This is a genomic window from Variovorax sp. LG9.2, from assembly GCF_035018885.1.
Lineage (GTDB): Bacteria > Pseudomonadota > Gammaproteobacteria > Burkholderiales > Burkholderiaceae_C > Variovorax.
Genome location: NZ_JASJXB010000107.1, coordinates 1 through 483, shown reverse-complemented (window position 1 = coordinate 483; position 483 = coordinate 1). Strand labels below are relative to the sequence as shown.

At 61.7% G+C, this 483-nt stretch carries 1 pseudogene; it reads right to left on the bottom strand.

Features of this window, described 5'->3' with window-relative positions:
* Positions 1-256: 256 nt before the first annotated feature.
* Positions 257-483 (bottom strand): annotated as a pseudogene (locus QN413_RS27110) (transposase); the annotation flags it as partial.

Here is a 483-nt window from a genome sequence, read left to right as displayed (position 1 = left end):
GATGTGTATAAGAGACAGGTCCACGGTCGCGCCCGGCAGACTATGGACATGTAGACGATGCGCCTGCGGCGCACCGGCCGCGACCGTGGACAACGCGCCGCTGTGCGGCCTGCGTTGCCCACCGCCGCAGCCTTCGACCACATGCCCACAGCCTTCGATCATTGAATTGAACAGGGCAGATAGAGAGCCAAAACGACAACCGGCCGGCGGGTAACATTCCTTCGTGAGGCAACACGGTGGCCAGGATAGTTGACGCCAGCCACACGTTGTCGCGCCAGCAGCCCTTGCCGTCCATCGAGATGCGGATGCCGTGGGCTATGAGCAGTCCGGTGAAGGCGCTGCTGGTGAATTGGCTGCCTTGATCGGTGTTGAATATCTCGGGAGTTCCGTGCTTCATGATCGCTTGCTCGACGGCCTCGATGCAGAACTCGGTGTCCATCGAGATCGACACCCGCCAGGCCAGCACACGGCGGCTGTACCAGT